The organism is Haloplanus sp. HW8-1 (assembly GCF_023703795.1).
GTDB lineage: Archaea > Halobacteriota > Halobacteria > Halobacteriales > Haloferacaceae > Haloplanus > Haloplanus pelagicus.
The window spans coordinates 1,931,232-1,955,128 of record NZ_CP098518.1 but is presented as its reverse complement, the minus strand read 5'-3'; the positions used below and the strand labels follow the sequence as shown (position 1 = coordinate 1,955,128).

General features: G+C 66.0%; 25 protein-coding genes and 1 pseudogene. 11 read left to right on the top strand and 15 right to left on the bottom strand.

What is annotated here, in order from left to right:
• Positions 1-4: 4 nt before the first annotated feature.
• Positions 5-1,153 (bottom strand): site-specific integrase, encoded by a 1,149-nt coding sequence (locus NBT82_RS10455; protein WP_251328065.1) that lies wholly within the window; start codon positions 1,151-1,153, stop codon positions 5-7.
• A gap of 247 nt (positions 1,154-1,400) precedes the next feature.
• On the opposite strand from NBT82_RS10455, the gene NBT82_RS10450 reads away from it, so the two are divergent.
• The 4 genes from NBT82_RS10450 to NBT82_RS10435 are packed head-to-tail and all read left to right on the top strand — an operon-like array spanning position 1,401 to position 2,713.
• Positions 1,401-1,691 (top strand): helix-turn-helix domain-containing protein, encoded by a 291-nt coding sequence (locus NBT82_RS10450; RefSeq protein WP_345780646.1) that lies wholly within the window; start codon positions 1,401-1,403, stop codon positions 1,689-1,691.
• 3 nt (positions 1,692-1,694) lie between these two features.
• Positions 1,695-2,030, top strand: a complete 336-nt coding sequence (locus tag NBT82_RS10445) for a winged helix-turn-helix domain-containing protein (RefSeq protein WP_251328063.1) — start codon at positions 1,695-1,697, stop codon at positions 2,028-2,030.
• A gap of 43 nt (positions 2,031-2,073) precedes the next feature.
• Positions 2,074-2,364 (top strand): DUF433 domain-containing protein, encoded by a 291-nt coding sequence (locus tag NBT82_RS10440; protein ID WP_251328062.1) that lies wholly within the window; start codon positions 2,074-2,076, stop codon positions 2,362-2,364.
• A 4-nt stretch (positions 2,365-2,368) separates the two neighbouring features.
• Positions 2,369-2,713 (top strand): DUF5615 family PIN-like protein, encoded by a 345-nt coding sequence (locus NBT82_RS10435; RefSeq protein WP_251328061.1) that lies wholly within the window; start codon positions 2,369-2,371, stop codon positions 2,711-2,713.
• A gap of 567 nt (positions 2,714-3,280) precedes the next feature.
• On the opposite strand, the gene pglX is transcribed toward NBT82_RS10435, so the two are convergent.
• Positions 3,281-7,582: a BREX-5 system adenine-specific DNA-methyltransferase PglX gene (pglX, locus tag NBT82_RS10430; protein WP_251328060.1), complete on the bottom strand. Its 4,302-nt coding sequence runs from the start codon at positions 7,580-7,582 to the stop codon at positions 3,281-3,283.
• Between the two features lie 221 nt (positions 7,583-7,803).
• Here pglX and NBT82_RS10425 point away from each other — a divergent pair, with 221 nt between their 5' ends.
• Positions 7,804-8,682, top strand: a complete 879-nt coding sequence (locus tag NBT82_RS10425; RefSeq protein ID WP_251328059.1) for an isocitrate lyase/PEP mutase family protein — start codon at positions 7,804-7,806, stop codon at positions 8,680-8,682.
• Between the two features lie 384 nt (positions 8,683-9,066).
• Here the strand turns inward: NBT82_RS10425 and NBT82_RS10420 are convergent, their stop codons facing one another.
• The 3 genes from NBT82_RS10420 to NBT82_RS10410 form a co-directional block, all read right to left on the bottom strand.
• Positions 9,067-9,291, bottom strand: a complete 225-nt coding sequence (locus NBT82_RS10420; RefSeq protein WP_251328058.1) for a hypothetical protein — start codon at positions 9,289-9,291, stop codon at positions 9,067-9,069.
• 82 nt (positions 9,292-9,373) lie between these two features.
• Positions 9,374-10,870, bottom strand: a complete 1,497-nt coding sequence (locus NBT82_RS10415; protein WP_251328057.1) for a sodium:solute symporter family protein — start codon at positions 10,868-10,870, stop codon at positions 9,374-9,376.
• Positions 10,867-11,124 (bottom strand): DUF3311 domain-containing protein, encoded by a 258-nt coding sequence (locus NBT82_RS10410; protein ID WP_251328056.1) that lies wholly within the window; start codon positions 11,122-11,124, stop codon positions 10,867-10,869. Before NBT82_RS10410 ends, NBT82_RS10415 begins: the two co-directional genes overlap by 4 nt.
• Before the next feature lie 160 nt (positions 11,125-11,284).
• Between NBT82_RS10410 and NBT82_RS10405 the strand changes: the two genes are divergently transcribed.
• Positions 11,285-12,214: a DMT family transporter gene (locus NBT82_RS10405; RefSeq protein WP_251328055.1), complete on the top strand. Its 930-nt coding sequence runs from the start codon at positions 11,285-11,287 to the stop codon at positions 12,212-12,214.
• Here NBT82_RS10405 and NBT82_RS10400 read toward each other — a convergent pair.
• Positions 12,201-12,599, bottom strand: a complete 399-nt coding sequence (locus tag NBT82_RS10400) for a VOC family protein (RefSeq protein ID WP_251328054.1) — start codon at positions 12,597-12,599, stop codon at positions 12,201-12,203. The two genes, NBT82_RS10405 and NBT82_RS10400, sit on opposite strands and share 14 nt — an antisense overlap.
• A 99-nt stretch (positions 12,600-12,698) precedes the next feature.
• Positions 12,699-13,187, bottom strand: a complete 489-nt coding sequence (locus tag NBT82_RS10395; RefSeq protein ID WP_251328053.1) for an SRPBCC family protein — start codon at positions 13,185-13,187, stop codon at positions 12,699-12,701.
• An 88-nt stretch (positions 13,188-13,275) separates the two neighbouring features.
• Between NBT82_RS10395 and NBT82_RS10390 the strand changes: the two genes are divergently transcribed.
• From NBT82_RS10390 to NBT82_RS10380, 3 genes and pseudogenes are all read left to right on the top strand, one after another.
• Entirely contained in the window at positions 13,276-14,325 is a 1,050-nt protein-coding gene (locus NBT82_RS10390) for an N-acetyltransferase DgcN family protein (protein ID WP_251328052.1), read from the top strand.
• Positions 14,322-15,049: pseudogene (locus tag NBT82_RS10385) on the top strand (enolase C-terminal domain-like protein); the annotation flags it as partial. The gene NBT82_RS10390 and the pseudogene NBT82_RS10385, both read left to right, overlap by 4 nt.
• The gene (locus tag NBT82_RS10380) at positions 14,967-15,137 is read left to right on the top strand and encodes a hypothetical protein (protein WP_251331374.1); all 171 of its coding nucleotides are present in this window, start codon (positions 14,967-14,969) and stop codon (positions 15,135-15,137) included. The pseudogene NBT82_RS10385 and the gene NBT82_RS10380, both read left to right, overlap by 83 nt.
• Positions 15,138-15,288: 151 nt before the next feature.
• On the opposite strand, the gene NBT82_RS10375 is transcribed toward NBT82_RS10380, so the two are convergent.
• The 3 genes from NBT82_RS10375 to NBT82_RS10365 form a co-directional block, all read right to left on the bottom strand.
• Entirely contained in the window at positions 15,289-15,498 is a 210-nt protein-coding gene (locus NBT82_RS10375) for a hypothetical protein (RefSeq protein WP_251328051.1), read from the bottom strand.
• Positions 15,499-15,733: 235 nt separating this feature from the next.
• Positions 15,734-17,260: a glutamate-cysteine ligase family protein gene (locus tag NBT82_RS10370; protein ID WP_251328050.1), complete on the bottom strand. Its 1,527-nt coding sequence runs from the start codon at positions 17,258-17,260 to the stop codon at positions 15,734-15,736.
• Complete coding sequence (locus tag NBT82_RS10365) at positions 17,260-18,078, bottom strand: PspA/IM30 family protein (RefSeq protein ID WP_251328049.1); 819 nt, start codon at positions 18,076-18,078, stop codon at positions 17,260-17,262. The genes NBT82_RS10370 and NBT82_RS10365 overlap by 1 nt, the downstream gene beginning before the upstream one ends.
• Before the next feature lie 79 nt (positions 18,079-18,157).
• On the opposite strand from NBT82_RS10365, the gene NBT82_RS10360 reads away from it, so the two are divergent.
• Together NBT82_RS10360 and NBT82_RS10355 are read left to right on the top strand one after the other, a co-directional pair.
• Positions 18,158-18,757, top strand: a complete 600-nt coding sequence (locus tag NBT82_RS10360) for a dienelactone hydrolase family protein (RefSeq protein WP_251328048.1) — start codon at positions 18,158-18,160, stop codon at positions 18,755-18,757.
• A 40-nt stretch (positions 18,758-18,797) separates the two neighbouring features.
• Positions 18,798-19,373, top strand: coding sequence for a hypothetical protein (locus NBT82_RS10355; protein ID WP_251328047.1), 576 nt, complete (start codon positions 18,798-18,800; stop codon positions 19,371-19,373).
• A gap of 9 nt (positions 19,374-19,382) precedes the next feature.
• Here the strand turns inward: NBT82_RS10355 and NBT82_RS10350 are convergent, their stop codons facing one another.
• The 5 genes from NBT82_RS10350 to NBT82_RS10330 all read right to left on the bottom strand — a co-directional run bounded on the left by NBT82_RS10350 (position 19,383) and on the right by NBT82_RS10330 (position 23,866).
• Positions 19,383-19,622 carry a hypothetical protein gene (locus NBT82_RS10350; protein WP_251328046.1) on the bottom strand — a complete coding sequence of 80 codons (240 nt, stop codon included), beginning with the start codon at positions 19,620-19,622 and terminating at the stop codon, positions 19,383-19,385.
• 368 nt (positions 19,623-19,990) lie between these two features.
• On the bottom strand, positions 19,991-21,865 hold the full coding sequence (locus tag NBT82_RS10345; protein WP_256476534.1) for a sensor histidine kinase: 1,875 nt from the start codon (positions 21,863-21,865) through the stop codon (positions 19,991-19,993).
• Positions 21,866-22,174: 309 nt separating this feature from the next.
• The gene (locus NBT82_RS10340) at positions 22,175-22,498 is read right to left on the bottom strand and encodes a transcription factor S (protein ID WP_251328045.1); all 324 of its coding nucleotides are present in this window, start codon (positions 22,496-22,498) and stop codon (positions 22,175-22,177) included.
• Positions 22,499-22,572: 74 nt separating this feature from the next.
• Entirely contained in the window at positions 22,573-23,028 is a 456-nt protein-coding gene (locus tag NBT82_RS10335) for a DUF8135 domain-containing protein (protein WP_251328044.1), read from the bottom strand.
• Positions 23,021-23,866, bottom strand: a complete 846-nt coding sequence (locus NBT82_RS10330) for a hypothetical protein (protein ID WP_251328043.1) — start codon at positions 23,864-23,866, stop codon at positions 23,021-23,023. The genes NBT82_RS10335 and NBT82_RS10330 overlap by 8 nt, the downstream gene beginning before the upstream one ends.
• Positions 23,867-23,897 lie beyond the last annotated feature (31 nt).

Sequence of the window (23,897 nt, the reverse complement as noted above, 5' to 3'; positions counted from 1 at the left end):
GATTTCAGTCCAGATCACCCAGTTTCTCGCGGCGCTGTTCCATCCGCTCCCGAGGCGTCCGTTCGTCGTAGTAGTCCTCGATCACTTCCTGCGTGGCGTTGACCCGAGCAGACACCACCTCGGCAGGGATGTCGAGTCCGCGCATCCGCATGATCGCCGCCGCGCGGACGTCATGGGGCGCACGGCTCGACGGGCACCGTGATGCGCGTCCGGTCTTCATCGCCTCGCAGTTCTCCGGGTCCCGGTCGTGGGGGCACTCGCCGTACTCGCACGGGCGGGTCATCCGGTACACGGTGTCCCGCATCGCCGAGATACTCATGCGGCCGCGCGTCGTGGCGATGAGCGGCCGGCGCCCCTGGTCGTCCGACACGTCGGGGCGGTTCACCCGTCGGTAGTCCTCGATGACGTCGACGACACGGTCGGACAGTGCGACCGGCCGCTCGCCGTGGACGTCGTTCTTCAGCGGCGTCTCCGGCTCGCGGTTGACGAACTCCAGGTACGCCTCGTCCGGGTGGTAGTCGGCGACGTCGAGACCGTGGAGCGCGCCGACGCGACACCCGACGTGGAACAGCAGTTCGAGGATGACGTGCTCGCGGCTCGCGTACGCGAACTGTCGGTAGTGGTCGAGCAGGTCCTCGAACGCGGCCGAGCACCGGGCGTACAGCATCGCCTCGGCCTTCGTCGAGTCCTCGACGTCCTCCTCGATCTCCCGGACCATCTCGCCGACGCGGACCGAAAACTGATCCTCGCCACCGTCCGTCTCGATACCGTCGCCGCGGTCGACGTCGTCGCTCACCCGCTCGGCGTAGTCGTCGAGCATGTCGGCGACGGCGGCCTCGATCTCCCGTTGAAGCCGCGTCGGATGTGGGTAGTCCGACGACGCGCCGGACACCTCGATGTCCACCTCGCCGCTGATGTGGTTCACGTCGTCGCCGGGCGTGGCGACGTGGTTCCCCGAACTGCCGCCGAAGGTGATCGACGACGTGACGCGCCGGCGTCCCGGTCGGATCTCCTGTCCGCCGTCACACCGGATCGACGCACAGCGCCGACAGATAGGCTGGCGCGTGGGCGCGTCGACCCCGTCTGCTGGGTCACCACAGACGACGCAGTCGCCGTCGTCAGGTTGATTTCCGCTCGGTCCGTTTCCGGTCATGCAGGACATTCGTCCCGTGGTACTCGCGGTTCGGATGGCTTAACCGCGGAACCGTAACGCGGACGGTGGTTCCAGCACCGTCCGCGTCACCGACCAACCTCGAAGTGCCAACAGAGTCTCACGCGGCTCTGCACGACCTAATCCGCACCAGCATCACATATAATTTACGCAGGCACTAAAGCAATCATTTGGTGCTATTTGGCTATTTTACCATTTATTAGGTGACAGTGGTCCACATAGGTGCTTAATGCGACTATCCGGGACGTGGATGACGATCTGGGATGATCGAATCTTAGAGGTGATCCGGGAGGAAGGGTCTGGATCACCGTCCGAATTGGCCGATACCGACGTTATTCGTGTCTCTCGACAGCACGTTTCTCGCCGTCTCCAGAAACTCGCAGATCATCAACTGCTCACCCACCTCGGAAACGGAGTCTACGTCATCACCGAAGAGGGGAAGAAGTATCTCGATGGTGAACTCGACGCCGATGAATTGGAGGATGCGAGCGACAACGGAGAGGGGGCGGCGAGCGCATAAGATATGAAGTATCGGAAGACGGGCCACTGGATGAAGTACACCGACGAGCGGATACTCGAGTATCTGTCCGAGGTATCGACGGCGACGGCGTGGGAGATCGCCTACGATCAGGGCGTCGAGGGCGACCGTCGTCGGATCGAGCATCGGTGTCGCGTTCTGGCGAACGCGGGGTTCGTTGATGTCTACATTCGGGATGTCGGCCTTGACGACGAGTACGAGATTACCAGCTGGGGCGAGTTGTATCTCGGTGGGGATGTCGACGCGGAGTTACAGCGGCCGTTGCCGGCGGTGCGGCCGCCCGATAAGGTCCGGTCCGGCTGGTGGGCGGGGTTCGGATGACCGGCGAATCTATTTCAGTATCGACGGCGTAGGTGTGAGCAGAATGGCGACGCAGACATACCGGATCGTGTCGAGCGAGGAGTCGACGGTCCACGGAGAGCCCCACATCGAGGGGAGTCGAATTACCGTCCGGTACGTCCACGAGCGCGTCGAGGAGCGCGGGCTTCGCCCGGAGACGGTCGCGGACCGTCACGGCCTCGACGTTGCGGACGTGTACGAGGCGCTGGCCTACTTCCACAACAATCCCGAGGAGATGGAACAGGTCGAGGAGCGACACGAGCGGGCCGTCGAGGAAGCCAAGCGCCGGTCGACGCTGACACCACCCGAGGAGTGACCGGATGGTGTATCGGCTGATTCTCGACGAGAACGTCGAGCACGAGGTACTCCACCGTCTCGAAAACTACGGCCACGACGTCGAACACATCGACTTCGCGACCGAACTCGGGAAGGGGACTGACGACCGACCAATCGCTCGGTACTCCAGAGAGACCGACCGAATCATCGTCACCTACGACGACGATTTCGCCCTCGAACTCGATGATGACGACTACCGAGCGGCGTTCTACTTCGCCGACGCGACCCTGTCGGCCAAGCAGGTTGCGGACGTGATACATCGAGTCTCGCAGGTGTATGCCCAGAAAGAGGTCGACGGTCTCGAATACGTCGGGACCGAGTGGCTGTAGTCAGAGCCAGTCGACTTTTGCCCGCGCCCGAGTCTTCGCTTTCGTCGAGTAGGTGCCGAGGTACGCCTCCCGAAACGTCTCCCAGTCTTCCCAGCCCCCCACTCCATCACCAGTCCCGGTTCGACTTCGTCGTCGACGAGCAGCGTCCCCCAGGTGCGCCGTAGGTCGTGCGCGGAGAGGTACGACCACCCCTCGTCGTCAGTCTCGTCGAGCCGATGCTCGCCGATACTGGTGACCCAGTCGCGGACGGTGCGCGTCGTGCGCGGCACGAGCGCGTCGTCGGGGGCGTCGTCACGCAACGTCGGCATAGGCGTTGATCGTCGCCGCCAGCGAGTCCGTCAGTGGCGTCTCTCGGTACTTGTCGCCCTTCCCGTACTGGGGACGGGCCACCGCGGTAGGTCTCGTTGGGAAGAACACGAGCCGGATGGATATGCTCCGTCACCGCATCGGTGCTCTCAGACCGTCGGAGCGTTCCCCATCGTTTATGATCGACTGCTGTACCTCCCGGGGCCGTCGTGAGGGGGACTCGAAAGCGCGTGGAACGCACCCCTCCCGCCGGGCCCGAGACTACAACACGTCGTCGTCGACGGTTTTCGGGACGATTTCGGCGTCGGCGAGCGGTGTGATGTTGATTTCGACGCCGTATTTCCGATTCGGCTGGTAGCCGGCGGTCGTGATCTCCGAGAGCGCACGGTCGGCCCAGTTCGAGGGAATATGCTTGTCCACGGCCTGGCAGCGATCGTCGATGTCCTCGGCCAGTGCCTTGAACTCGGCAAGCGGCGGGAGTTCGTCGACGTCGTCGACACCCTCGTCGTCGGCGATCGCTTCGAGGGACGTCTCGTCGACGACCGAGGAATCGAGGCCCATCCCGAGCGAGGCAAGCAGGCGTTCGTCTGCAGTCAGATTGTCGTGTGGTTGGCCGTCAGCGTCGAGGAAGTCAGCACCCTCCCGCTCGAAGTAGTAGGTCATGAACAGAATCCCCGTACTGGAGTAGTGATCCGACCCCTTGAGCCGCCAGCCGAAGTAGTCGAACAGGTCCGCCAGATGTGCCTCGACGGGTTCGTCGACGGGGGCGGCGTACTCCGAGCAGGCGTATTCGAGCTCGTCCAGCGCGTCGAGCCACTCTTCGCGCCATTCGTCGACCGTCTCCCAGAACGTATCCGAGAACGCGTCCTTGAACCACGCCTCGCCGTTGCGCTCGCGCAGTTTCGCTAGCGTCTCGACGCGTTCGCGCGTCGTCTCGCGGAACGCGGCGACCTTCGGCGCCAGTTCCTCGGCTCGCCGGCGGCCAGCGTCGTCGAAGTCGCGTTCGTCGATCCTCCCGAGTTCCTGAAGCACGTCCTCGAAGCGACCGATCTGATCGAGCCCGCTCGCACAGTGCTCGTAGGTCTCGGCGGCCGCAGCCTGTTCGCGAGCCGGGAGCGAATCGTCGCTACGACGGCGATTCGCGGCACTACGGCGCTCTCTGAGTTCGGCCTTTCGTGGTTCCAGATATCGAGTGGACAACCGGTCGAACGTACCCGAATCGAGGCTGTGGTAATCGAGAAAGCAGGCGAACCCCTCGCCCACCGAGTCGGCGATGAGGCGCTCGGTGGTGAGCCGCCAGAGGATCGGCGTCTTCTCCATCCGGTCGACGTGGTAGTCGAACAGATCCTGGGCGATGAACGCTCGGAGGTTCGGATAGGCCTCGTCGGTGGCGGATCGTGCACCCAGAACGTCGTCCACCTCGACGAGGCGGTCCTCCGCGTGCTCTTCGTACACGTCGTGGAACCGATCGACGATGCGGTCGAGCATCGTCGCCCGATCCCGGGCGGCCTCGACCGGGACGATCCCATCGGATGTCTCGCGAACGATGTCCATCGCGAAATGGTGAACGAGGTCGGTCACCTGCTGTTCGATATCGTCGGGCGTCTCCGGAACGGAGTCCGGATCGGGAACCGTTCGGTCGTCCGGTTCCTCCGACGTTCGGAGGAATATTTCCTGTTTCATCGCGTCGTTGACCTCCGGAGGAATGTCGAGAGCGTCGGCGACGACTTCGTCGGCCCGGTCCGCCAACTTCTCGAGACGCCTTCGAGACCGTCGACGATCCCGTTCACCGACTCTCGCTGCACGTCCGATCGGCCACGATTCGTCGACCACCATCCGGTCGAGATCGACGTCCTGGTGCCGGGCGATATGTTCCGAGTCCGGATAGAACGGTGTCGCCTCCGTCGGCAGAATTCTCGGCGCGACGTAGAGTGGATGGCGGGGGTCGTGGGATTTCTGCGTCGCGACGGCCACGTATTGCGCTCTCGCTATCTCTTCGAGACGTTCGGCATCGTCGAGAGCCTCGTGCCACGGGATACGCCCCACGACGCCCATCTGCCAGTCGCGCTCCGGCGTGAGAGAGAGGAACAAGCCGTGATACACTGTCGAATTGAGTACGCTCAGTAACCGCCACGGCGAGTAGCCGTCGTCGGGGAAGAGCATCGAACCCGTGACATCGAAGATCGTCTCGGGCATATATCCGAACCGTCTTCCCGTGCGTTTGATGTAAGTCCACGTCAACCCCTCCCTCATGTAGAACCGTTCGTTCTGAAAGCGGGAGCTAGAGAGTCGTTGAATCTCCGTTCCGTCCCGTTCCCAACTGATCGAAGTGGTCGACTGTGGCAGCACCCACGCATCGGCACCGCCCTTGGCGTACGGTCTGAACGAGTCACCGTCGCATTCCCAGTGATACCGCACGAATCGATCGTTGTTGCTGGTGGCGAGTCCCTGAACGGCGTCGGCGATACCCGTCCCGTCGATATCCGCCCGCCCGGGATCGAGTTTCAACTCGGTATCGTGGAGTGTACGGATCGCTCGGGGGATGGAGTATATCATCGGCGTCCCGGGAATGGCGGAAAACTCGTTCAAGTCGATCGAGTAGTAACGCCGGACATCGTCCGACGTTCCCGAGATGACGTCGGTGAACACCCCTTCCTTGTTTCCCTTCGCCACGTCGTGTAACCGTATGAACTCCCCCTGTTGGTTCGACCGTGCCGACTTCCTGACGACCGTTCCGACCGTCCCTACAGTCGCGTTGTCGAGGACGCCGTAGCCGTACTCGGCCAGGAAATCGAACGCCCCGCGGTTGCCGATGAAATCCTCTCGAAACTCCTGAAACGAGGGCTTGAACATCAATGTCCACGGGACCAACATCCCGATTCGGCCGTCGTCTTTCGCCAGGGAGTAACACGCTTCGAAGAAATTGATATAAAATTCCCGGTAGTATTCGTACTGCTCGTCGAGATACCGCTGGATCGAATCCGGCATGCGTTTACCACTCCCGTAGGGGGGGTTCATCAGGGCCACATCGTACTCCCGGGCCAGTACGTCCAGCAGTCGCACGAAGCTCCGCAGATCCCGTGCGAGGAACGAATCGTCGTCCGTCCGTTCGTCGACGGCCTCCCGGAGATTGCGGAGAACCTGACCGAGCGTGTGATCCTCCCGTGGATCATCGCCGAGTGTGAGCTGTACCGTTCCGTCGGCACTCGCTTCGAACAGTTCGCCGAGCGTTCCACGGACGTCGAGCAGACTGCCGAGACCGTGAATATCTTCGAACGCATCGAGGATCGTCCGGAGAGCCGTCTCGACGTCCTCTCTCCCCTTGGCCACCTCGTCGAACACATCCTCGACACCGTCGAGTTCGGCCACCGCCGCGTCGGCACAGACGATACCCGAGTCGGGCATGTCGAAGCCATCCGCACCTTCCCTTTCCGCCCGGGTTCGACCTTTCAGATAGAGGTTGAAGGCAGTGAGCTGACAGGCTCGCATATCGAGGTCGACACCGTGAAGATTGTGCCGGAGGATCTCTCGGGGAATCTCGGCGTGGTCGAGGTCGGTTTCCGCACGCCAAATTCGTTCCAGCACGTCGAAGGCATAGAGTAAGAAGTGGCCACTCCCACACGCAGGGTCGATGACGCGGATTTCGGCGGGATGGTCGAACGTCGGCGTTTCGCCGGCGTCGGACGGTACCAGATACGTACAGAACTCCGAGACGGTCGGGGTTTCACTCGGTGCCGTCGATCGCCGTTTCCGGGCGCCGGCCGTGAGCGAGTCCTGTGATCGAATCGTCTCTGCCAGTTTGTCCCGGGTTTCGAGATAGAGCTTACCGAGCGAATTGTCGGTGAGCATCCGGACGACCCAGTGGGGCGTATAAAACTGGTTCGCGACGCCGATGTCGTCCGTTCCGAGTCCGCCGCCGGAGTGAGCCCGTTCTCTCACGTCGGCGAGGTTGGGTCGGTTGTAATACTCGTACACCCACCCCAACACGTCGTCGGCCCGCCAGACGGCGTCGGGTACCGCGTCGAGCAGTTCACAGAGATCCTCGAAGGTACTCTGGTCCGGGTCGACCTGACTATACACCGACGAGCGGTCGAAGAGGATCTCGATCTCCGCGGCGAAGGCGTCACAGGCGTCGTGATACGCTTGGAGAAGGGCTTCCCCTTCCAGCAGGAATTCCTCGCGAACGAGCGTCTCGGCGGCGGGCGTCAGCCCGTCGTCTTTGAACACCGTGACTTCCTCGTCGAGGAATCCACGAACCTCCATACAGCGTAGGGCGGCGAGACGGTTGACGAGCGTGTAGCCGACGCCGGTGACGTACTGCTCGAAGGCTTCGTCCCAGTCCTGGCCATCGACCGCCTCGAGTTCGATGGCTTCGACCAGTTGCTTCGTGTCGCCGTCGCGTTCGTGGCGGGAATCCGGTTCGTCGTCGAGACCCCGCTGTGTGAGTCGGTGTTCGACGTTTGCCTCGACCCGGCCTCGCATGTCTGCGACGACGTCCTCGAGGTGTTCGCGTTCGGCCTTGTCCAGTTGTGCCTTCTGCCCCTGTGAGCCGTGATCGGTCATATGGAGAGCTGGGTACGCCATCAACAGTGGCGGGTGATTTCAAAGTTGCTTCCGTGATCGCGAACACTTCTGACCCGAAGCGTCGCGTCCGCAGTCCGAGCGGACATCCGTCGAGAGCCTCGCGCTGACGACTCGGAGTTGCCCGGGACGACCCGGCGAACGACCCGACCCAGGGACGCATTCAAGTCGGTGCCGACGAACACGACGATCGGTGACACACGATGGACGACACGGCGCGCCGGGAACGGTTGCGGGAACTGATCGAGCGCGAAGAGGTCGCGTATCTCGCCGGCGTACACGATTCGTTGAGTACCAAGATCGCCTGTGAGTACGCCGACGTCGACGCAGTCCAACAGTCCGGCTACGGGACCGCCGCGAGTCTGCTCGGCTATCCGGATCTGAATTTCACCTCGTTGAAAGAGACCGTCGACGTCGTTCACAGTATGGTCCGTGCCGCCGGTGAGACGCCCGTCGTCGTCGACGGTGATACCGGGTACGGCGGCGTCGTCAATCTCCCACATACGATCTCGGAGATCGAGCGAACGGGGGCAGCCGGCGTGTTCATAGAGGACCAGGCGACGCCCAAAAAATGTGGACTGCTGGAAGGAAAAGAGTTGATCGACGCCGACACCATGGCGGACAAACTCGCGGCGGCCATCGAGGCCCGGAGCGACGACGAGTTCGTCGTCATGGCGCGGACGGACGCCTACGAAACGGAGGGGATCGACGACGTCGTTCGCCGTGGGAATCGCTACGCCGAGGCGGGCGCGGACGTGTTCATGCTGGGGGAAGTTGCCCCCCTCGAGGACCTCTCGACGATCGCCGCGGGCGTCGACGCTCCGTTCTACGCGCTGGGAGTCGAGATGGACCACGACGAGTTCGAAACCTGGCATCCGGTCGCGGCGTACGACGAGGCTGGGGTCTCCTTGGTGTCGGATGTCGCCGGTATGCTACAGGCGTCGATACCCGCCATGCAAGCGTACATGGACTCCATGACGAAGGACGGGGATCACGACGAGGATCTGCTCCCCCTGAACCAGGTGTCGTCGCTCCTCGGAGTCGAGGAGTACGAGGCGTTCGAAGCGACCTTCGGCGGGTGAGACCGGCAGGTGGCGTCCCGTAAAATCGACCCCGACACGCCGCTACGGGGGAGAGAGTTCGTCACGGACTACCACGGACCGTACTGCGAAGCCGAACCGGACGGGGTCGCGGTCGACCAACGGTTCCGGGCCGAGAAGGCCGGAACCGACGAACGGAAACTCGGGGGCAGGGTATCGGCCGAGCGAGACTCGGATGGGTCCATGTCAGAGGCGCCGTTCCCCCAGAGGGGACATCGACACGCGAATAAAAGAATTTGCGCGTTCACCCAAGATAGCAATACGAACGCCGTTTCGATCTTCATAGAACGGTACGTTTGTCACTCGAACCGTAACCGTGCGTTACGTCGAGCCGAATCCCGTCGGGAGAGGGAAGGCCGGTCGGGGCTACTCGATGAACGCTAGTTCCTGTTCCGGATCGGTCGGGAGGCCGTTGAACATCTCCTCCATCTCGCCGTCTTCGAGAACGATCTCGTCCAGATCGCCGTCGCTCCGGTGGAGCGACCAGACGAAGTTGATCATGGTGGCCTGGAAATGCGGGCTCGGCTGATCGCTCTCCCGGATGTGTTTGATGAGTTTCGCGGCGGTGACGTCGTCAAGGATGTCGCTCATACGACGAAGGTGGGTCGGGTCTCCAATCAGGGTATCGGTGCCGGGGGACCACACCTCGATGACCCGGGATCTGACGAGGGGTTCAGTCGCCGCCGACGGCGAAGGCCGTCGCGTCCTCGTCGACCGCCGGCGATGAGACGAGGGAGACGCCGACGGTGAGGAGACCCCCGAGGAGCATGAACGCGAGGGCGACGTCCCACCCGCCGTAGGAGCGCGCGAGGAGGTCGACGGTCGTCCCACCGACCCGCACGGGAGTCGCGGGACCGAGGACGTGCGCGAGGTAAAGCGCCTGTGGGACGCCGATCCCGACGAGCATGCCGTCGCGGGTGGTCGCCTCCCAGTAGAGTGCGACGATGACCGGCGGGGCGAGGAGGGCAAAGCCGGAGAAGGCAGTGTCGCCGACTTCGATCAACGTACCGGGGCGGGTAAGGCTCGCGACGAAGGCGAGCGTGGCGAAGACGGCGACACCGGCCCGGGCGATCCAGGCCTCGCGGCGGTCGCTCGCGTCGGGGTCGACGAAGGGACGATAGAGGTCGCGGGTGAAGTACGACGACCCCGATAGCAGCATCGAATCCGACGAGGACATCATCGCGGCCATCGCGCCGGCGACGACGAGGGCCGCGAACCAACCGGGGGTGTACTCGCTGAGGAGTACGGAGAGCACGTTCGCCCCCTCGGGCACCTCGATGGGAAGACCGGCGGCCCACGCACCGAGTAGGAACGCGGGCACGAACAGGAGGAGCACGAGCACGGGCCACAGCGCGAAAGAGCGTTTCAGCACCGTCGCCGACCTGGCGACGAAAAAGCGCTGGTTGATCTGGGGGAACATGCTGACGCCGAAGGCGATGGTGATCGCCGAGGAAACGATGAACTGCGGCGTGTAGAGGCCGCCGCCGAGGGCGGCGAAGTCGGGCTCTGCCGCGATCATGCCCCGCGTGGCGGCGCCGACGCCACCGATGTCGCCGACGATCCAGGCGACCGCGATCCACAGCACGGAGAGCATGAACAGCCCCTGAAGCGTGTCGGTCCAGGCGACGCCGCGCAGGCCGGCGACCATCACGTAGACGATCATGAACAGCGTGATGATCGCGGCGCCACCCCAGTAGGGGACGGCGCCGCCAGTGAGGCCGCGGAGCGCCTCGCCGGCGCCCATCTGCTGGAGCATGACGTACGGGAAGAGCCACAGGAGGCTGACGCCGGCGACCAGCCCCCGGAGGCCGGGGGAGGCAAAGCGGTCGCCGAGCATCTCGCCCAACGTGACGTACTCGCGTGCGCGCCCGATGAGCCACTGGCGGTAACCGACGACGTACCAGAGGATAGCAAAGAGCACGCCGTCCATCACGCCCATGACGAGGATCCACTCGGGACCGGCCGCGTAGGCCAGGTTCGGCCCGCCGAAGAAGGTAAAGGCCGACAGCAGGGTCGCGAACGTCGTAAAGAGGAGGACGAGCGTCCCCAAGGTTCGGCTGGCGAGATAGAAGTCCTCGGCATCGCTGCCGCCGACGCGGTAGGCCAGCAGACCTATCCCGAGAGCGAGCACGAGATACCCGAAGACGATGCCGAGTGGCTGGAGACTCACGGCTCACCACCTCGACCCGGCCGGCTGTCGACGCCGAGTCCGACCTCGCTATCGACGCCCATGAGTCGATCCCAGCCATGTCGGGTGAACAGCGCGAAGACGACCGCCGCGAGCCCCATCCAGCCGACGTGCCACCAGAGCCAGACGGGGAGCCCGGCGACCACCGTCGAGGTCCCCCAGAGGAACCAGGGAACCGAGAACGTAACGAGTACGACGAACGCCACGATCCACAACCAATCGCGTATCGAACGCATGGTTGGACCGTGCTTATATCTCCAACTACGTAAATGATATGGAATAATCTCTCCTACGGAACTGTTTGAAGAAAAATTATCTTCGAAAGACGGATCGAGCGATATCCGACGTTCGATCCGCGTCGACACCGGTAAACCGCGGCCCCACGACCGACGTCGTGTGCCCGGGGCAGACGACGTCGCCGTCCCGCCGCTTGCCGCACTCGGCCTCGCGGTCCTCGCGATCAGCACGAGTGCGATCCTGGTTCGCTGGAGCGACGCGCCGAACGTGATCAAGGCGCTGTACCGGGTGGGGTTCACCGTCGGCGCCCTCGTACCGCTCTTCGACGGCGAAGACCGGCGGTCGCTGGAGCAGGTCGGTCGACGCGACGGGACGGTAGCCGTCGGTGCCGGCGTCGCGCTCGCCCTCCACTTCGTGGTGTGGTTCGAGAGCCTCGAACACACGACCGTCGCCGCGAGCGTCACCCTCGTCCAGGCACAGCCGGTGTTCGTCGCCGTCGGCGCGTGGGTGCTCCTCGGAGAACGCGTGAGCCGACGGAGCGCGCTCGGTATCGGGGTCGCCCTGGTCGGGATGATCGGTCTCTCGTTCGGGCCCGGACTGCTCGCGGCGCTCGATCCGACGGTCGCGCCGGCCGGGGACGTGACGGGGGCCCAGTACGGCAACGCGCTCGCCCTCCTCGGCGCGGTGGCGGTGGCGGCGTACTACCTCGCCGGTCGGTCGCTGCGGCGGCGGCTGGGCGTGTTGCCGTACGTGACGGTCGTCTACACGGCCTGTACGTTCGTCTTGCTCGTCGTCGCCGTGGCACGGGGACTGCCGTTGATGGCGTATCCTCCCCACGAGTGGGCGCTGTTCGCGGCGATGGCGCTCGGCCCGGGCGTCCTCGGTCACACCGTCGTGAACTGGGCGCTCGGACACCTCGAGTCCCACGTCGTCAGCGTCTCCCTGCTCGGCGAACCCGTCGGGAGCACGCTCCTCGCGGTCGTCCTCCTGGCCGAGGTACCGACGTGGGGAACGCTCGTCGGGGGGACGGTCGTCCTCGCGGGCATCTACGTCACCGCGTCGGCACGGCGGCCGGTCAGTGAAGCTTGAGTTCGATCCGCCGGCCGTCGGGGTCGCGGACGTACGCCGCCCAGTCGCGGCCGTAGGCCCCGTAGCGTTCGTTGGGCTCCCCGGATTCGACCTCGACGCCCGCCGCCCGGAGGTCGTCGAGCAAGGCGTCGAGTTCTGCCCGGGTGCCCGTCCCGTCCGACCGGAGAAGCAGACAGACGTGTTCTCCACCCACGTCGAACGCCTCGTCGGTCGGCACGAGGTGGAGGTGGCGACCGCCGGCGACGACCGCGACGTACGGCACCTCGCCGCCCTCGTACCGCTCGCGGTCGCGGATCTCCATCCCCAGCAGGTCGTGATAGAAGTCGAGCGCCCGATCGAGATCGCTCACGCGGATGGCGACGTGGTCCATGTCGACGACGTCCATGCGCGGCCGTTGGGTCGCCGTCCTCAAAACCGTACGGTCACCCGATCGGGAGCGTCGAGACGGCCGCGGACACCGAGACGTCGGCACGGCGTCGGTCGACTACTCGGTGCCTTCGAGGAGGTCACGCGTCCGACGGTGGCGGTAGCGGAACATGGGTTCGAAGCCGACGCGGGCGAGCGGAGCGACGGCGTCGCCGAGCGAGCCGAACGGGAGGGCGTAGACGACCCGATCGTCGACGACGGTTTCGGCACCGTCGGCGAAAAAGCGGTGAGTGTGCTCCCAGTGACGGAACGGTCCGTCGGTCATCTCGTCGACGAAGAACGCCGTCGCGCCGTCACGTTCGCGCTCGGTGATGGCGGAGGTCCACCGCTGTCGTGGCCCGACGCCGAGAGGACGGACCGAGGCGTCGATCCGTGCGCCCGGCTCCAGGATCTCGGGATCCGGCTCCCCGTCTGGGCCACGGACGCTCTCGATTCGGAGGTTCATCCAGTCGGGGGTCAGCGCCTCCAGTCCGCTCACCCGGGAGTGAAAGTCCCAGACCGCATCCAGCGGCGCGTCGACGCGCGTCCGGCGGTGGTAGCTCGCCATATCCCGCTGTTGGGCCGAGTCGGGGATAAGCCCGTGGAAGCGGGCCGAAAGCGGGAGGTTAATTCACCCCACCCGCGTCGCTCTAACCATGTCGATCTCACTCGACCCGGACGACTCGGTCGTCGTTCTCGCACACGGGAAGTTCCCCGAGCGGGCGAAGACGGCCATCGGCGTCCTCCGATACGCGGACTACGACGTGACGGCGGTTCTTGACCGTGATCGCGCCGGTGAGACGGTCGCCGACCACGTGCCCGACGTCCCCGATACCCCCATCGTCGAGAGTATGGACGCCGCCCTCGACGTGGCGGACCCGGACGCGCTGGTGATCGGAATCGCACCCATCGGCGGCGGCTTCGACGAATCCTGGCGCCCGGACGTGCGCACCGCCATCGAGGCGGAGTGTGACGTGATCGCCGGCCTGCATTACTTCCTCGCGGACGACGAGGAGTTCGCGGCGCTGGCCGCCGAGCGCGGCGTCGACCTGATCGACGTGCGGCGGCCGCCAGAGGATCTCACGGTGAGCGAGGGCCGCGCCCGCGACGCCGACGCCGAGGTGGTGTTGACCGTCGGCACCGACTGCTCGACCGGCAAGATGACGACGACGCTCGAACTCGTCGCCGCCGCCCGTGATCGGGGAATCGACGCCGGGTTCGTCCCGACGGGACAGACGGGGATCATGATCGCGGGCTGGGGGACCCCGGTCGACCGGGTTATCTCCGACTTCGCCGCCGGTGCCGTCGAGCGGATGGTCCTCGACGCCGCCCCCGACCACGACGTCCTCTTCGTCGAGGGGCAGGGGACGATCGTTCACCCCGCCTACTCCGGCGTCACCTGTAGCCTGCTCCACGGGTCGATGCCCGACTCGCTGGTGATGGTCCACAGCGCCGGCCGGGATGTCATCCACGGCTACGAGGACTACGCCATCCCGCCGGTAGAGACCTACGTCGACCTCTACGAGGGGCTCGCGGCGCCGGTCGCACCGACCACGGTGGCCGCCGGCGCGCTCGATACACGGACGTTCGACGACGACGACGTGGCGGCCCGTGAGGCCGTCGACGCGTACGCCACCGCCCTCGATGCGCCGGCGACCGATCCCGTCCGCTTCGGCGCCGACGAGGTGCTCGACGCTCTGCTATGAACGCGGAGTACGAGCGACTGCACCTCCCGGTCGACGGCGAGTTCACCATCTCCCGTGGCGCCCAGACCGAGGTGGAGACGGTCGTCGTCCGGGTCCACGACGGCGCGGGGGCGACCGGCATCGGCGCCGCCGCACCCTCGGCCCACTACGGCGAGACGGCCGACACCGTGACGGCGGTCCTGCCCGACCGACTCGACGCCGTCGAGTCGGTCGACGACCCCCTGGCGCTCGACCGGATCGAGCGGCGACTCCGCGGGACGGTTCGTGACAACCCCGCTGCGCACGCGGCCGTCAGCGTCGCCTGTCACGACCTGGCGACCCGCCGACTGGGCGTTCCGCTCTACCGTTTCTGGGCCTCGACGCCGAACGCGCGCCATCGACGACCCCGGGGCGATGGGCGAGGCGGCCGCGGCCGGCGTCGATGACGGCTACCGGATCCTGAAGGGGAAACTGGGAACCGAACGGGACCGCGAACGCGTCGAGGCCGTGAGAGCCGCCCCCCCCCGACGCGACGATTCGCGTCGATGCCAACGAGGCCTGGACACCCCACGAGGCGGTCGTGAAAAGCGAGTGGCTGGCCGACCTCGACGTGGAGTTCGTCGAACAACCGGTCCCCGCGGAGAACCGCGAGGGCCTTCGACGTGTCCACGAGCGGAGTGCCCTTCCCGTGGCCGCCGACGAGTCCTGCCGAACCCTCTCCGATGTGGCCGCGGTGGCCGACCGGGGCGCTCCTCCTCGCCGAGGACGCCTACGAGGGCGGGACGGTCACCTTCCCGGACCGTCCTGGAACGGGCGTGCGCGCGGTTCGTTGAAGCACCCGGCACGACGCCGCCGACCCCACGTCGAAACCGGACCCGTCGGCGGAGGCCTTCGGCAATGGCGGGTCGTCGCGAACGATGCGAGGACTCGTCGGGGATCGGACGTACCGCTCGGTCCCGGGAGGCCGAACGGCGAATCGAAGGCTCAATCGGGACGGTTTTGCTCGGCGATCATCGTCCGCTGTAGTGCGGATCGAATGTGGTAGTTCTTTTCGTCGAGGCGGTCCGTGTCGAGTGCCGCTTCGAGGTGACGGCTCGTCGGCGTGTCGAACGAGATTCGGCCCTGGTCGGCGGTTCCAGCGCGGGTCACACCGGCGTTCCGGTCCGTCTCGGACTGATCGTCGTGGGATGCCATTTGGTACCATATGTCGCTGTGACCGGGTATATCCCGCAGTTCACCCGATCCATCACAAACGGACCGGGGGTGTGTGCAGTGACAGCCTCACCGAACGAACACCGCCGTCTCGGCGGCCGGTGGGCCGACGGTGACTCCGTGTCCACGGTGGCGGCCGCCCGGTCCCGAGTGTGACGAATACGGTGTTCCGGACGGTCGTCGATCCGATAGCTTCCGGAGGTGGCGACGCCGGCGCTCACCAGTCGACGAAGGGCGTCTCACCGCCCGCCCGACCGATGTACTCGCGTTGCATCGCCTCGATGGCCTCGGGGAGGGTGGCACCGTCGGCGACCGCCTCGCGGACGCGGGCCTTCTTCCACGCACTCGGGACGCTCCCGTCGCGGCGGCGTTCGATCGGGTCGAGGTAGCCCTCGATCACGTCGTCCGCGAGGCCGGCCGCCCGGAGGCCACGACGGGCGTACGCGAACACCTCGTCGTAGACGGTCTCGGAGTCGTCGGTCCGGTCGCCCTCGGCGGTCACCCACGCGAGGTCGGCGTCCGGGCCGGCGTCGACGGCGTCGTAGAAGCAGTCGCGCGCCGCCGTCCACGGGAGATCGGTCAACGGGTGGTCCGCGGCCACCAGTCCCCGCAGGAGACCCACGACGAGCACCTGCACGGAGACGGTGTCTCGGACCGTCGGCTGGGTGGGAAGCGGGCGGTACTCGACGCGAAGCGACGCGCCGTCGCGCGCCGTGCCGACGGGTTGGCCGCCGACGACCCCCCGGACCCACCGCCAGTGGACGCCACGCTTGTGATCGTACTCCCGGAGCGTCGACCGGTACGAGCCGGCGTCCGGGTCGTCCTCGCGGTCCGCGAGCACGGGCGCGTACGTCTCGTCTGCGACGACCCGGTCGACCACGCCCGTGGCTCGCTCCAGGTCCTTCGGGAATCGGACTTTCCCCTCGCCGCGTGGCGCGCCGGCGTTGATGCTCTCCTCGAAGATCGGGATCCGGAGTTCGTGTGGCGTCGCGTCGATCACCGCAGGGTCGTCGTCGTAACAATCCGCGGGAAGGAAGGGCGCGTTGCTCGTGAGCGACAGGAGCGGCCCCGCCGTCCGGAGGGCGGCGTTGAAATACCGGGGGAAGGCGGTGACGTCGGGGATCTGGAGGTGGGGCTGGAGCGACGTGGCGAGCGACTCCATCAGGATGGTTCGGTACGAGAGGGTGACGCCGGGCACGTCGAGCGTGATCCGACCGCCGCTTCGCTCCAGGATCTCGTTGTCGAGGGCGACGTAGCGAGGGTGGTGGCGCATGTTCGTCGCGACGACGACGCCATCGTGGTCCTCGACCGAGCCGAGGTAGGCGTCGGTCCCCCCGACCGGCGGCACCGTCCACACGGCGTCGAGGACGGGAGCCAGCCCCTCCGCCCCGAGCGCTTCGGCCGCGGCATCGACGTTCGCCCGGATGTGGTCGGCCTGTTCGGCGACTCCGGCGGCGTCGAACACCGTCGCCGGCGAGTTCACCTCGAAGTTGTGGGCGCCGAGTTCCTTCCCACAGCCCGCCCGGTCGAAGACGGGGTCGGGAATGCGGGCGAGACGCCCCGACTCGTCGACCGCGTACCCCTCGAGTTCCATCCCGACGGCGAACTCGTCGGTGTCGAGCCGCCCCGATCGGATGTCCTCGCGGATCCGCTCGGCCTGTTCGCGGACGCGTCGGTCGAACGCCTCGCGGATGTCGAGGTCGGTCGAGCGCGCCACCGCGTCGACGAGCGACGACGCCTCCATCAGGCCGACTCCTCGGTGTCGGCGTCGTCTTCCTCCTCGGCCTCGCCCTCGCTCTCCCGCAACTCGTCGAGTTCCGCCTCCACGTCGTCTTCGGCCGCAGCCTCACCGCCCGCTCCGGTCGACTCGCCCAGTTCGCTTTTGAGCGTCTCGAGTTCCGCGTCCACCTCGGTCGCCGTCCGACCGGCCTCCAGTTGACGGTCGATCTCGTCCTCGTCGGAGAGGGCGTCATCGAAGGCACCCGACTCCTGAAGTTCGTCCATCGCCGCCGCGCGGGCCTCCATATCGTCGGTCCGCTCCTCCGCGCGCTCCAGCGCCTGGCCGACCTCGCTCATCTCGTCGCCGACGCCGCTCATCGCCTCCGAGACGCGGGTGGACGCCTCCGCCGCCTCGTATCTGGCCTTCATCGTCTCCTTTTTCGTGCGGAACTCCTCGATCCGGCTCTGTAGCTCGTTTTTCTTCTCGACCAGATCATCCTGTGTGGACTGGAGGTCGGCGATCTGTCCCTCCAGCTCCTCGATCTGGTTCATCTTCTCTTTCTTTTTTTCCAGCGCCCGCCGCGCCAGGTCGTCGCGGTCCTGCCGGACCGCCTCCCGTGCCTGCTCGTTGTGCTTGTCGACGTTCTCCTCCAGTCGCCGTTTCTGGATCTCCAGGCGCTTTTTCTGGGTCGTCAGGTCGGCGATCCCCTGTTTGACCTCCTGTAACTCGTCGCGCATCCGCTCGTAGGAGTAATCGAGCGTCTCCGTCGGGTCCTCGGCCCGATTCAGGAGGGCGTTGAGCTTCGACCGGACGACGTAGGAGGCCCGCGAGAGTATTCCCATACCCTCCGTTCGGGGCGCGAGCCTTAAAATCTCACCCGCCGAACGGGAGGATTGAGGGGCTGGCGGCTCAACGGCCACCGTGCCAACCGAACGCATTCACCTACCCGACGGTCGAGGGTTGACCGCCAGCCTCGATACGCACGGCGAGGCCGACGCCATCGTCGTCGCCTGCCCGCCTCACCCTCAGCACGATGGGAGTCGTCACGATCCCCGCCTCGAAGCGGTGAGCGGCGCCCTCCCCCGGCGGATCGACTGCCTCCGCTTCGACTACGGCCCGTGGGACGAGGGTCGCGGCGAGCGCGCCGACGCTCGGACGGCCCTGGAGTGGGCCGGCGACCGCTACGACGCGGTCGGTCTCTTCGGGTATAGCTTCGGTGGCGGGATCGCCCTGCTGACCGCCGCCGACTCCGAACCCGGGATCGAACGCCCCGTCGCGGCCCTCTCGCCGACCGCCAGGCTCGACGACGGGAGCGACGTGGTCGACGCCGTCCGTCGGATCGACGCCCCCCTGTGGATCGGGTACGGCACCCGTGACGACACCGTCGACGCCGCGGCCGTGGCCGACGCGGCGGCCGAACGCGGCGGGACGGTCGAGCGGTTCTCGGCCGATCACTTTTTTGTTGGCCAGCAACGGACGGTCGGGGAGCGCGTGGCCACGTTCCTCGGTGACGCGCTCTGAGCCCCGGCGATTCTTGACCCGGGCGACCGTAGGGACGTCCGTGTCACCGACTCGCCACACGCGACGGGCCGTGTTGGGGCTCGTCGCCGGCGTCACGGGGGTCGCCGGCTGTGCGGGGGACGGAACCGAAACGTCGCCCGCCAGTGCGACCGACCCGACGCCGACCGCGTCGGAGGTCCCGGCCGAAGCGACGGACGCGGCGTCCGATACCACGACAGACACCCCGACTGCGACGGCATCGACCGACCTCGACCTTCGCGAGGCGAACGTCGTCGGCGTGGCAGTCGACCCGACCGCCGATGGCCACCGCTTCGACGTGACGCTCCTTCACGACGACGACGGCGAGGACGGATACGCGAACTGGTGGCAGGTCGAGACCACGACCGGCGAGCGACTGGGCCGGCGCGAACTCCTGCACGCGCACGGCACTCGCGAGTTCACGCGGTCGGCGACCGTCTCGCTCCCTTCGGGGACGACCTGTGTGGTCGTCCGGGGTCACGACCGGGCACACGACTACGGCGGGCAGGCGATGCTCGTGAACGTGGAGACCGGTGCGACCGAGGCCGTCCGACAGGGTTCCGAACGGCGGTCGACGGCCGACCGAACGTGCCCGTAACGCGTCCGATTACTCGGATTCGGCGTCCGCCACCCGCTCCATCCGCGAAATCTTGAGGTAGGACGCCATCGCCAGGATCGTCGCCGGCCACAGGCCGACGAACTGCCCGCGCTGTTCGTCACCCTTGACGTAGTAGTAGTAGAGGGCGAGGGCGACGGAGCCGATGGAGGCAAACGCCGCCGGGCCGAGGCCGCTCGATTCGAGTTCGTCCGCCAGTGCGCCCGATCGTTCTTCGGATGTCTCGCTCACGTGAGTAGTTTTCACCACAGACACATATACTGTCCGGCTAGTCGAGCGGAACGCCGTTGGCTCGCGTCGCTCGTCCACGCGTTCGGCGGAAGTACGGGATCGACGGGGAACCAGTCGGCTGCGGTCGGTCGTAGTCACGCCAGCGGTGACCACATCCTCCGCAGGTGGTTGTTTCCGTGAGCCCCGGCCGTTCCGGGACTGGGAGGTCGGCAACGCTCCGGTCGAGCGTGCGGAGACCGGTTCGGTCGGCCGAGGCGTATCCCGATGGCGTCGCTCCTGCCGCCGAGCACACGCTGGAGACGAACACGAGCGTATCGGGGGAACGGCATGCTGTCATGGACTCTCCCGTGTGGGCTGACCCAAGGCGGTCACTCACACGTGGGCAACTCGACGATGAACACGCTTCCTTCCGGCTCGTTGTCTTCGACCCAGACACGACCGCCATAGCGGTCAACGAGCGTCCTGACGAGATACAACCCCAGTCCGGTTCCCTGACTGTCGAGGCCCTTCTCACCCTCGTCGAAGATTCGTTCCTTCTGATCGTCGGGAATCCCCGGCCCGTTGTCCGTGACACAAATCCGAACGGCCTCGTCGGCGGCAGTCGCCGAAACGGTGATGGTGGGAAGTTCCTTGTCGTTGTGAACGATAGCGTTGTTCAGCAGGTTCCGGAACACCGACTCCAGCATATCGTCGGCCAGCACCTCGACGTTCGGGATCGTCTCTTCGATGGAGACGATGGCGCGTTCGTGGCTGGTTCGCGCGTCGTCGACCTGCTCTTCGAGGATTGGCCGAACGTCTATTGCGGTGCGCTCGGCCTCGGAGCGGAGTAACACCTTGGTGACGTCGCCGGCAGTTCGGATGATGTCGACGGCTTCACGACCCGCTTCCAAGATCCGTCGGAGATGTGCCTCCCCGTCGTCGCCGACGTACTCTTCGAGGATGTCTGCGTGAGCGAGTACGAGTTGGAGAGCGTTACGGACGTCGTGGCGAACGACTTGGTTGAGCACTTCGAGGTTGTCCCGCTGCCGTTCGAGGGCCCGTTCGTACTCCTTGCGCTCGCCGACGTCCAGATGGATGCCGACGGCTCGAAGCGGCTCGCCGTCCTCGTCGCGTTCGACGATCTTTCCGATATCGCGAATCCACTTCCAGCGGCCGTCGGCGGTTTCCATCCGGTGTTCCGTCTCGTAGAGGTCGGTCTCGCCCGCCATATGATCGTCCAGAGCGTCTTCGACGCGGTCGAGGTCGTCGGGATGGACACGCCGCTCCCACGCCTCGATACGGGAATCGATCTCGTCGGGCGAATATCCGAGCATCCTGGCCCACTGTTCGTTGAACTCGACTTCGTCGGAGGTCATATCCCAGTCCCAGAGGCCGAGATTTGCACCCTCCACGGCCAGTTCGAACCGTTCCTTGAGACGCTGGAGTTCCCGTTCGCGCCGTTTCTGTCCGGTAATATCGGTCGAGACGCCACAGAGAGCCACGACTTCGCCGTCGTCGTCGTAGACGGGGGATTTCCGCGTAAGCCGGACGGTGTTCCCCGTGGCTGCCGGAACCGTCTCCTCGATTTCGATCGTCTCACCGTTCTCGATGACGTGTCGGTCGTCCGCTCTGGCCTTTTCGACGACCGCCGGAGGGAGGAGGTCGTCGTCAGTCAGCTCCACGATATCTTGCTCTTCTACGTCGAACAGTTCGCGGCACGCCCTGTTCATCATGAGATACCGACCGTCGGTATCCTTCAGAAACACCGCCGCGGACATGGTCCCGAGGACGGTCTCGAACCGACGGTGAAGCCGCTTCATCTCCCGTTCTCGTTCCTTTCGGTCGGTGATGTCCCGGGCGACTCCGACGATCCGAGTGACCCGCCCGCCCTCGGTGATCGGAGTGAGTTTCGTCTGCCAGTGACTGGTTCCGCCCGGCAGGCCCAGGGTCTCTTCGTACTCGATAGTATCCCCTTTCTCGACACAGCGGCGGTAGTTCGCTGCGACGGCCGCACCCTGCTCGTCGCCGAGAAGTTCTCGTGGCGTCTGTCCGCGCATTTCGTCTTCCGAGAGACCAGTCTGGTGTCGGTGTGAGGCGTTGTTTCGTCGAAAAACGAACGTGTAGTCGTCGCCCGTTCGCTCGACGTCGATCAGAAAGACGGCGTCCGCCATTTCACGGAAGATCACCTCGTAGATCTCTTCTGACTCACCTCCGAGCGTTCGAAGCGTCCCGGTGTCGGTATCGGCGTCTGGATCTTCGTGCATCTGAACCTCTCCGGAGTAAATTAGCCGGGCAGACAGTTATACTCCGAGGATCGATCTCGTGCGGAGAACTCGTCTCCGACGTCGAACGGTTCCATCCGCGGTGGTCATTCCCTCGGCGACTCGATCCTCACCAGTGGCGTTCGACGCGCCGACGCTCGAAGTGGGACGTTTCAGGATCGGGTCGGTGTCCGACGACCCACCGACCGTGCCGATACGCCGATCGTCCGGGTCCACGTACGTCTCGATGCCGAGAACCCGGGCCGTTTTCGAAGCAACCGGATCCCCGAACGAATCGATCCGTCGGAGGAGTCAGTTGTACTCGCGCCACCGATACCCACACTCCTTGCACTTGAAGAACCGCGTCGGCGGTTCGTCGGCGGCGCCGGTCTGTTTGATCGTGTACCACGCCTCGCTCGCGCCACACTCCTCGCAGGTGACGTCGGTGGCGGTGGGCTTGCCCTCGAAGTTGGCTCCCTCCTCGGTCTCGATGACGTCGTCGTCGCTCTGGGCCTCGGTAGAGACGAAGGCAGCGGCGCGTTCCTCGTCGCGTTCGCTGGTGGCGCCACAGGAGGTACAGACCATCTCGCCGTCGCGGGTGACCATCATCGACCCGCAGTCGTCGCAGAACTGCATACCGGGGGTAGCGGGGCGGCCCACAAAGGTTCCCCGGCCCCGTTTCGGTGGCGATCCCGCTTTGGCCACAGCCGTCACTCGATCGAGGCTGTCTCCCGGTCCTCGGCGACGACGGGGCAGTTCCGCACGCGGAAGCTGTCGGCGTCGACCACCTCGACGATGGTCGTCCCCTCGTGAGTACAGGCCGTCTCCGGCGGGTCCGCGAAGTGTGGGCATCGCTGACAGAACTCCCGTTTCGGGACGACGGCCTCGTCGTCTCCCGACGCGTCCTCGGGGTCGGCGCCGACGCCGACCCGCTCCTCGGGGCCCATCTCCCCCTCGGCGAACGCCTCCCAGACGGCCTCGTCGTCCACCTCGCCGACCTCGACGGCCTCGAAGAGGTCCGTCTCGGGATCGACGCTCGCGTCCGCCCCCTCCTCGCGGGAGGCCTGCTTGGCGCGCACCTCGCGGACGAGGTCGTCGAGCGGAGCGTCGTCGGCGCCGGCGTCGTCCGCGGGGGCGCCCGGGTCGTCGTCCTCGTCTTCACTCATCCGTCGACACCCCCTTCCCGTCGCTCCGCGCGTCGAGGTCGAACAGATCGGCGGCCTCGCCGTCGGTCCCGTCGGTCAGCGCGGGACGGTCGCCGGTTGTCAACGTGGCGCTGCCGAAGAAGCCACTCGGCGGTTCGAAGTCGACGTACGTGGCCTCGCAGTGGGGACACCGGGGCCGTGAGAGCAGTCCGAGGTCGACTGTCGCGCCGCAGTCGGCACACGCTGCCGTACGCTCGCCGTGCCGGTTCGCGGCGGTCCGGAGGTCGTCGACTGCCTCGCGGTCGTGGTCCGCGGCGCTGACGCGATGAAGTTCCGATTGCACGTCGACGACGGCGCCGGCCAACTGCTCCACCTTCCGGTCGAGGTCGTCGGTCGTGTCCGTCAGATACTCCAGGATCTCCTCGTAGTTCTCGAAGCCGCGGTCGAGTCGCTCGCCGAGGGTGTCGATCCGATCATCGACGTCCTCCGCGGTGCGCCCGGCGGCGTCGGCGCGCGCTTCCAGGTCGGGGTGGTCGTGACCGCGGGGCGCCTTGGCGTCGGTCTCGCGTTTGACCTGAACCACCCGATCACGGACGTCGTCGATCTTCGTGTCGAGGTCGTCCTCGAGCGTGGCGACGCGGTCCTCGAGGGCCGTCACCCGATCGCGCAGGTCCGAGACGCGCTCCGGGTCGATATCGAGGGGATCGTCGGCGTCGCCGGCGGCCTCGGCATCGAGCGCCCGATAGATCGCCACCGCGCGGGCGAGGATCCGCTCCGGAGGCGCGTCGCGCTCGGCCGCCTGCCGTTCGACCCACTCCCGGAGTTCCGTCGGGAAGGCCTCCGACTGTTCCCCTGCCATGTGTACGTGACTAACCACGCGGCGGCTTAAG